This is a genomic window from Methylobacterium pseudosasicola, from assembly GCF_900114535.1.
GTDB classification, from domain to species: Bacteria; Pseudomonadota; Alphaproteobacteria; order Rhizobiales; family Beijerinckiaceae; genus Methylobacterium; species Methylobacterium pseudosasicola.
This window is the reverse complement of sequence record NZ_FOTK01000002.1, coordinates 344,400-351,942: the sequence shown is the minus strand read 5'-3', so window position 1 is coordinate 351,942 and position 7,543 is coordinate 344,400. Positions and strand designations below refer to the sequence as shown.

7 protein-coding genes and 1 pseudogene are annotated in these 7,543 nt (G+C 70.4%); 7 read left to right on the top strand and 1 reads right to left on the bottom strand.

Features of this window, described 5'->3' with window-relative positions; genetic code table 11:
* Both BM228_RS35105 and BM228_RS03825 read left to right on the top strand, forming a co-directional pair.
* Positions 1–286 (top strand): annotated as a pseudogene (locus tag BM228_RS35105) (hypothetical protein); the annotation flags it as partial.
* 185 nt (positions 287–471) lie between these two features.
* Positions 472–1,389 carry a cell envelope integrity EipB family protein gene (locus BM228_RS03825; protein ID WP_092037323.1) on the top strand — a complete coding sequence of 306 codons (918 nt, stop codon included), beginning with the start codon at positions 472–474 and terminating at the stop codon, positions 1,387–1,389.
* 190 nt (positions 1,390–1,579) lie between these two features.
* Here the strand turns inward: BM228_RS03825 and BM228_RS03820 are convergent, their stop codons facing one another.
* Complete coding sequence (locus tag BM228_RS03820) at positions 1,580–1,876, bottom strand: DUF3572 domain-containing protein (protein WP_058195144.1); 297 nt, start codon at positions 1,874–1,876, stop codon at positions 1,580–1,582.
* Between the two features lie 80 nt (positions 1,877–1,956).
* Here BM228_RS03820 and BM228_RS03815 point away from each other — a divergent pair, with 80 nt between their 5' ends.
* The 5 genes from BM228_RS03815 (at position 1,957) to BM228_RS03795 (ending at position 7,469) form a co-directional block, all read left to right on the top strand.
* On the top strand, positions 1,957–2,328 hold the full coding sequence (locus tag BM228_RS03815) for a response regulator (RefSeq protein WP_007560977.1): 372 nt from the start codon (positions 1,957–1,959) through the stop codon (positions 2,326–2,328).
* Positions 2,329–2,407: 79 nt separating this feature from the next.
* Entirely contained in the window at positions 2,408–3,781 is a 1,374-nt protein-coding gene (locus BM228_RS03810) for a PleD family two-component system response regulator (protein WP_092037321.1), read from the top strand.
* A 220-nt stretch (positions 3,782–4,001) separates the two neighbouring features.
* Complete coding sequence (locus BM228_RS03805) at positions 4,002–5,207, top strand: DUF2252 family protein (protein ID WP_092037320.1); 1,206 nt, start codon at positions 4,002–4,004, stop codon at positions 5,205–5,207.
* 419 nt (positions 5,208–5,626) lie between these two features.
* Positions 5,627–6,589: an acetyl-CoA carboxylase carboxyltransferase subunit alpha gene (locus BM228_RS03800; protein ID WP_092037318.1), complete on the top strand. Its 963-nt coding sequence runs from the start codon at positions 5,627–5,629 to the stop codon at positions 6,587–6,589.
* Positions 6,590–6,737: 148 nt separating this feature from the next.
* The gene (locus tag BM228_RS03795) at positions 6,738–7,469 is read left to right on the top strand and encodes a DUF1796 family putative cysteine peptidase (protein ID WP_092037317.1); all 732 of its coding nucleotides are present in this window, start codon (positions 6,738–6,740) and stop codon (positions 7,467–7,469) included.
* Positions 7,470–7,543: the final 74 nt, after the last annotated feature.

The following is a 7,543-nucleotide window of genomic DNA, read 5'->3' as shown; positions in this document are numbered from 1 at the left end:
CTCCGCCGCGGGGGCGGCCCCCAAGGTGTCCTTGTATCACCTCGTCCTACAGATCCGCGGCGGCTACGAGGGGCTGCTGATCGCTCTGCCCCCTGAGCACTGGACGGCCTGCGGTGCGACCGACCCACCGGCCCTGGCCGCGCGCCTGCTGAGCTTGGCCCGCAGGATCGACCCCGGGCGCGTGACGGTCGGCAGGCGAAAACCCAAAGACCCCGCGGCAGAACCTAAGCGCGCCAGCAGAGGTCACGTCGCAACCGCAAGGATCCTCAACAGCCAAACACCTTAAAAGGGCTGGGTCCGGGACCTTTCGCGGGTCCAGGGCGGAGCCCTGGGTGCCTCAGGGGCTCCGCCCCTGAACCCCGCCAAAGGGCTCAGCCCTTTGGGATCCCCATATCGGGGATCGCCACGGCGCCCGAGGATTGCCCCTTTCGCGTCGCCTGCTATCTGGCGGACCTTGAACCGGGATTATTCATGCGCCTCTCGCATCTCCTGACGGCCGGCCTGCTCGTCTCCGCCTGGGGAGCGCACGCCGCGCCGGCCGTATCCGAGCCGCCGGTCCCCGAGGCCAAGGCCGAGGCCCCCGCGCCGGGCCAGGAGGCCAAGGAGATCGTGCTCGCCAACCACCGCGCGGTCTACGACCTGTCGCTGGCCGAGGGCGGCGGCACCCGTTCGGTGGAGAGCGCCCGCGGCCGGATCGTCATCGATTTCCGGGGCGATACCTGCCGCGGCTACACCATGCTGACCCGGCAGGTGACGGAACTCTCCTCGGGCGAGACCGGCCCGCGCCTGTCGGACATGCGCAGCACCACCTTCGAGGGCGGCAAGGGCCGGGAGTTCCGGTTCAAGACCACGACCCTGACCAACAACCAGCCGGCCGCGCCGGTGGACGGCACCGCCTCGGAGCAGGGCGAGTCTGTTACGGTGAAGCTCAAGGGCGCGGCCAAGCCGTTCACTGTGGAGGGGCCGGTCCTGTTCCCGAGCGAGCACATGCGCCACCTGATCACGGCGGCCCGCGCCGGCCAGGCGACCCTGTCGGCCAAGGTGTTCGACGGCTCCGACGACGGCAAGAAGATCTACGACACCTTCGCGGTGATCGGCCATGCCGGCACCGGCCCGGCCGCGGACACCGCTCGGGACAAGCCCCTGCGGGAGGGCCCGCTCGCCAGCATGCCGCACTGGCCGGTGCGGCTGAGCTACTACACGCCGGGGGTGGGCGAGCGGACGCCGATCTACACCCTCGGCTTCGACCTCTACGAGAACGGCGTCAGCGGCGCGCTCAAGCTCGATTACGGCGAGTTCGCCATCCTGGGCGACATGACCGCCCTCGATATCGACACCCAGGCCGGCAGGGCCTCCGCCAAGGAAGGCGAGAAGGGCTGCACGCCGTGAGGCTAAAGCCTCCAGAACCATCCCGTCATTCCGGGGCACCGTAGGCGAGCCCGGAATCCAGATCCGCCGACGATGCAAAACCTAGGACCGTCCGAGGTTCTGGATTCCGGGCTCCGCTGCGCGGCCCCGGAAAGACAAGGCGGGTGACGAGACGTCCGCGGCTCACCCCCAGACGCGGCAAACCGACGCCTCAGGCCCAATCGTCCTCCGGCTGCGGCGACAGGATGCGCCAGGCCGCGGCGATGCGCTCCGGCTTGATCTCCAGCGCACCCGCGCAGGCCACCAGCACGCCCTCGTCGCCCATGACGTGATCGAGGACGCCCGCCAGGAAGGCCGGTTCCTGGGCGCTCTCGCGCAGGGTGTCGGCGCTCAGCCCGCTCGCCGCCAGGAAGGGCAGGAGGCGGTCATCCTCCGCGACGATCCACAGCAGAACGTCCAGGGCGAGCCGTTCTGCAGATTCGGCCCCTTGAAGAGGTTTGCCATTCATCAACATGTGATCGCTACAAAGGTCACCAAGGGGCTTCACGGCCCGCTAATCATGATCGGCGCGCACCGGGACATCGGATCATGAAAAAGACGGTGCTGATCGTCGAGGATAACGAACTGAACATGAAGCTGTTCAACGACCTCTTGGAGGCGAACGGCTACGCGACCCTGAAGACCGCCCACGGCATTGAGGCGATCGAGCTGGCCCGCGCGCACCATCCCGACCTGATCCTCATGGACATCCAGCTCCCCGAGGTCTCCGGCCTCGAAGTGACCAAATGGCTCAAGGAGGACGACGACCTCAAGAGCATTCCGGTCATCGCGATCACGGCGTTTGCCATGAAGGGCGACGAGGAGCGGATCCGCGAGGGCGGCTGCGAGGCCTATCTGTCAAAGCCGATCTCCGTCGCGAAGTTTTTGGCAACGGTTCGCGCGTATCTTGAGCCCCGGTGACGCCGGAGCGGCGCGCCGGTAACGGCGAACGGCCGACCGCCCCGGGCGGAATCGCGCAACCGCGCGTCAGCGAGGAACCATGTCGGCCTGCGTCCTGATCGTCGACGACCTGTTCCCGAACGTGAAGCTTCTGGAGACGAAGCTCGGGCTCGAATATTTCGACACGGTCGCCGCCATGAACGGCCCGGACGCGATCGCGATCTGCGAGAAGGGCCTGTGCGATCTGGTCCTGCTCGACGTGATGATGCCCGGCATGGACGGGTTCGAGGTCTGCCGCTACCTCAAGAACAACCCGGTCACCGCCCATATCGCGGTGGTGATGGTCACGGCCCTCGACCAGCCCTCGGACCGCCTGCGCGGCCTCGATGCCGGCGCCGACGATTTTCTGACCAAGCCCGTGGACGACACCGCCCTGTTCAGCCGGGTGCGCAGCCTGGTGCGCCTCAAGGCGGTCACCGACGAGTTACGCCAGCGCGCCCTGGCCTCGCGCGAATTCGGCATCGGCGATCCCCTGGCGCTCGCCGCTGCCGAGACCGGCCTCGACGCGCGGATCCTGCTGATCGAGGACCGGCCCGGCGCGGCCGAGCGCATGGCCGGGGCGCTCCGCCAGCACCACGCGGTCACGATCGAGCCCGACCCGCAGGCGGCCATGCGCCTGGCCGCCGAGGGCGGGTTCGACCTCGCTTTGGTGAGCCTCGACCTCGAGGGCTTCGACGGGCTTCGCCTGTGCAGCCAGCTCCGCTCGCAGGACGCCACCCGGGCGATGCCGCTGATCATGCTGGCCGAGGAGCACGACCGCGGCCGGGTGGTGCGCGGCCTCGATTTCGGCGTCCACGACTTCCTGATGCGCCCGGTGGACCGCAACGAGCTGATGGCCCGGGTCCGCACCCAGGTGAAGCGCAAGCGCTTCACCGAGGCCCTGCGCGGCGCCATGCAGGCCTCCTTGCAGATGGCCGTGACCGACGCGCTCACCGGCCTGCACAACCGGCGCTACCTCGACAACCATCTCGGCGCGCTGTTCGCCGACGAGACCGCGAAGCGCCCGGGGCTCGCCGCCCTGATCCTCGACATCGACCTGTTCAAGGGCATTAACGACAGCTACGGCCACGAGGCCGGCGACGAGGTGCTGCGAACCTTCGCCGAGCGGGTCCGTCAGCACACGCGGCCGGTGGACATCGTCGCCCGCTACGGCGGCGAGGAGATCGTGGTGGTCCTGCCGGAGGCTGGCCTGGCCGAGGCCCGGGCCATCGCCGAGCGCATCCGCGAGAAGGTCGAGGCGCTGCCGTTCTCGGTGCAGCGCGCCACCCGGACGATCCCGGTGACGGTCTCGATCGGCGTCGCCATCCGCCACCCGGAGGATACCGGCCCGGGCGACATGCTCAAGCGCGCCGACATCGCCCTGTACCGGGCCAAGGCCGCCGGCCGGAACCGGGTGGAACAGCAGGCGGCTTGAAGGCCCACCCGTCCTTGCGCGCGCAGCGAAGCAACCCAGGGCAGCACGCAATCCTCGATCGTCGCGAATTGCTGGGTCGCTTCGCTGCGCTCGCGATGACGGAGCCCACCATCGCACTGCGTCAAAAAGCTCACCCGCCCTTAAGGATGAAACTCTAACCTCGCGCCCGACATCGATCTGGCACCCCGGATCGGGGGCGGCAGAGGATCGGACGACGCGGATGGATATGCAGATGCCGGCCCGGTCCGGGCGCGAGGCGAGCGAGCTGGAACAGCGCCGCCTGTGCAAGATCGCCTCCTCGCCGCACGCCTATGTCCGGGGCAGCACCGCGCAGTTCTACGAGCTCATCGCCGCCATGCCGGCGGGATCCCTGCCCGAGGGGCCGGCGGTCTGGATCTGCGGCGACGCCCATCTCGGCAATCTCGGCGCGGTGGCCGGGCCCGATGGGCGGATCGACATCCAGATCCGCGACCTCGACCAGACCCTGGTGTCGAACCCGGCCTTCGACCTCGTCCGGCTGGCCCTGTCGCTCGTCACCGCCGCCCTCAACGCGACCCTGCCGGGCATCGTCACCGCCCGGATGATGGACGCCATGGCGGTCGGCTACGCCGACGGGATCCTCGATCCGGACCACGCCGAGCAGGACATCGCCGAATCCGAGATCGTCGCCACCACCCGCCGCCGGGCGCTCGGCCGGCGCTGGCGTCACCTGTCCCGGGAGCGGCTGAAGGGCAAGGATGCCCGCCTGCCGCGGGGCAACCGGTTCTTCGACCTCGACCCGGCCGAGCAGGCGGCGTTCGAGGCCCTAAGCCGCGACCCCGAGGTGCACCGGTTGGTCCTGGCGCTCGGCGGCGCCGAGGCCGGGGCGGAGATCCGGCTGCTCGACGCCGCCTACTGGATCAAGGGCTGCAGCTCGCTCGGCCGCCTGCGCTATGCCGGCCTCGTGGAGATTTCCGGCGGCGCCCGCCCGCATCTCGCGCTCCTCGACGTCAAGGAGGCGGTGCCGTTCCTCGCCCCGCCGGCCCCGGGGGCCGACATGCCCGCCGACGCCGCCGCCCGGGTCGTGGCCGGCGCCCGGGCCCTGTCGCCCAATCTCGGCGACCGGATGGTCGCAGCGAATTTCCAGGGCACGCCGGTCACAGTGCGCGAGCTGATGCCGCAGGATCTCAAGATCGACGCCGAGCAGTTTTCCCGGGGCGAGGCGGTGCGGGTCTCGGGCCACCTCGCCGCCATCCTGGGCCGCGCCCATGGCCGCCAGATGAGCGCCAACGCGCGCCGATCCTGGAGCGACACGGTCCGCGCCCCGGGGCAGGGCGCCGACACCCCCGGCTGGCTCTGGTCCGCCGTCACCGACCTGATGGGCGCGCACCAGCGCGGCTACCTGGAACATTGCCGCCGCATCGCCCGCGAGGATCTGGCGGCGTAGGGCGCACGTGCCAGGGCGGCATATCGTGAGCTGAGAGGGGCAGCGGGCGGCCGCGCGCGCCCTTCCGCCACTGCCGGCTGACAGAGTCACATCTGGGGTCTGCTTTTCGGCAAGCCAATGAAACACAACGCATTTCCCCTCCCCCCTGTGGGGAGGGGCAGGGGTGGGGGTGGTGCCGGATGGGGCGCAGCGGTGCCTTCTGCACCACCCCCACCTCCAACTCCTCCCCGCAAGGGGGAGGAGAGCGCGTCGCACCTCTAATCGGTGCACCATCCCGCCACCGCCACCAAAAAATCCCACCCCCGAAGCGCTCGCGCAAAGCTGCTCGAACCCGGCGCCGGTTGACACCACACCCGCCATCGCCAACACCTCGCGCCCGCCGCTTCCGGAGCGGCGAACCCGGGAAGACCTGTGACACGATGGCGGTGACGCGCACCTACCTCGACTTCGAGAAGCCGGTTGCCGAGCTGGAGGCCAAGCTCGAGGAATTGCGGGCGGTCGGCGAGCGCGACGGCGCCGTCTCGATCTCCGAAGAGGTCGGCCGGCTGGAGGCCAAGGCCGGCCACGCCCTGGCCGAAATCTACGCGAGCCTCACGCCCTGGCAGAAGACCCAGGTAGCCCGCCACCCGCAGCGCCCGCATTTCGTGGATTACTGCGCCGGGCTGATCAGCGAATTCACGCCGCTCGCCGGCGACCGCAACTTCGGCGAGGACGAGGCGATCCTGGGCGGCTTCGGCCGCTTCCGCGGGCGCCCGGTCCTGGTGCTCGGCCAGGAGAAGGGCGCCACCACCGAGGCGCGGCTGCGCCACAATTTCGGGATGGCCCGGCCCGAGGGCTACCGCAAGGCGGTCCGGCTGATGGAGACCGCCGACCGGTTCGGCCTGCCGGTGATCGCCTTCGTCGACACGGCCGGCGCCTATCCGGGCATCGAAGCCGAGGAGCGCGGCCAGGCCGAGGCCATCGCCCGCTCCACCGAGGCGTGCCTGGCGCTGGGCGTGCCCAACGTCGCCGTGGTGATCGGGGAGGGCGGCTCGGGCGGCGCCATCGCGCTCGCCACCGCTAACCGGGTGCTGATGCTGGAGCACGCGATCTATGGGGTGATCTCCCCCGAAGGCGCCGCCTCGATCCTGTGGCGCGACCAGGGCCGCGCCCACGAGGCCGCCACCGCCATGAAGATTACTGCCCAGGACCTGCTGCGGCTCGGCGTCATCGACGGGATCATTCCGGAGGCCACCGGCGGCGCGCATCGCGACCGCGAGGCGGCGATCCGCGGCGCGGGCGACGCCATCGCCGAGTCGCTCGCCCAGTTCGAGGGCCTGAGCCCGGTGGAGATCCGCGACCGCCGCGCCGAGAAATTCCTCGCCATCGGCCGGACCCTGTGAGTCCGACGGCCGAAACGTTTGACGTTCGAGGCGTTTGGCCGTCGGCAAGCGCGAATGTGCGTTGCCGCAGGCAAGCTTGCGCGGCCTGCGTACACTTGGCTGCGTGCGGCGGACCGCCCTGGAGGCGTCAGCCGCAAGGGCGAACCGTATGACGTCCCCCGGCGCGACGGGCGGCCTGCTGAACGCCCTCGGGCGACTCCTCGGGCGGCGCGACGGGCGCGAGCCGGGCGGGCACAACCACGTCTCGCTCGGCTGCAATTGCCAGATGGCGCACGTGCTCAAGACCCTCGACCTGCGCCACTGGTCCGGCCCGCTCGACTGGATCTTTTCGATGCCCGGCATGGTCCGGGACTGCCTGGACGACGACTTTGCCGCGCTCACCGACCGGGGCCAGCTCGAGAGCATCCCGGAGGCGGAGCGGCGCGGACCCGACATCTGGCGCGGCCGGCACCGGCTCTACCGGGAGCGGCACGGGCTCGAATGCGTGTTCAACCACCACGACCCGGCGGCGAACGCGGCGGATTACGCCTTCCTGACCGAGGGCGTGCGCCGCCTGCGCGCCGCCCTCGACACTCCCGGCACCGAGAACCGGCTGTGGATGATGACCCATCTGCACACGCCCCGGGAGACAATCGAGGCGATCGACGATTTGCTGGGCGCGCGCCCCAGCCGCAACCACCTGACCTTCCTCCAGCTCCAGCCGGACCATCCCGGGGTGGCGGTGGTGGAGGCCACCGACCTCCGGCCGACCTTGCGCTGGCTGACGATCCAGACCCGCTCGACCCCGGTCGGCCTGCGCCTCGCCGACCCGGCCGAGGACGCGCAGCTCGTGGAGATCATCCGCACCGAGGCGGCAAGGCGGCCGGTGGTGTTCGCGTAGGGGGCACCGTCTTCCCGACATCCCACCCACGCCCCCATCCTGAGCCTCCCACCGTCATTGCGAGCAGAGCGAAG

What these genes read in the sequence shown, in the direction of transcription:
- BM228_RS03825 (WP_092037323.1), top strand. Translation starts at nt 472, where the DNA reads ATGCGCCTCTCGCATCTCCTGACGGCCGGCCTGCTCGTCTCCGCCTGG.
- BM228_RS03820 (WP_058195144.1), bottom strand. Translation starts at nt 1,876, where the DNA reads ATGAATGGCAAACCTCTTCAAGGGGCCGAATCTGCAGAACGGCTCGCC.
- BM228_RS03815 (WP_007560977.1), top strand. Translation starts at nt 1,957, where the DNA reads ATGAAAAAGACGGTGCTGATCGTCGAGGATAACGAACTGAACATGAAG.
- BM228_RS03810 (WP_092037321.1), top strand. Translation starts at nt 2,408, where the DNA reads ATGTCGGCCTGCGTCCTGATCGTCGACGACCTGTTCCCGAACGTGAAG.
- BM228_RS03805 (WP_092037320.1), top strand. Translation starts at nt 4,002, where the DNA reads ATGGATATGCAGATGCCGGCCCGGTCCGGGCGCGAGGCGAGCGAGCTG.
- BM228_RS03800 (WP_092037318.1), top strand. Translation starts at nt 5,627, where the DNA reads ATGGCGGTGACGCGCACCTACCTCGACTTCGAGAAGCCGGTTGCCGAG.
- BM228_RS03795 (WP_092037317.1), top strand. Translation starts at nt 6,738, where the DNA reads ATGACGTCCCCCGGCGCGACGGGCGGCCTGCTGAACGCCCTCGGGCGA.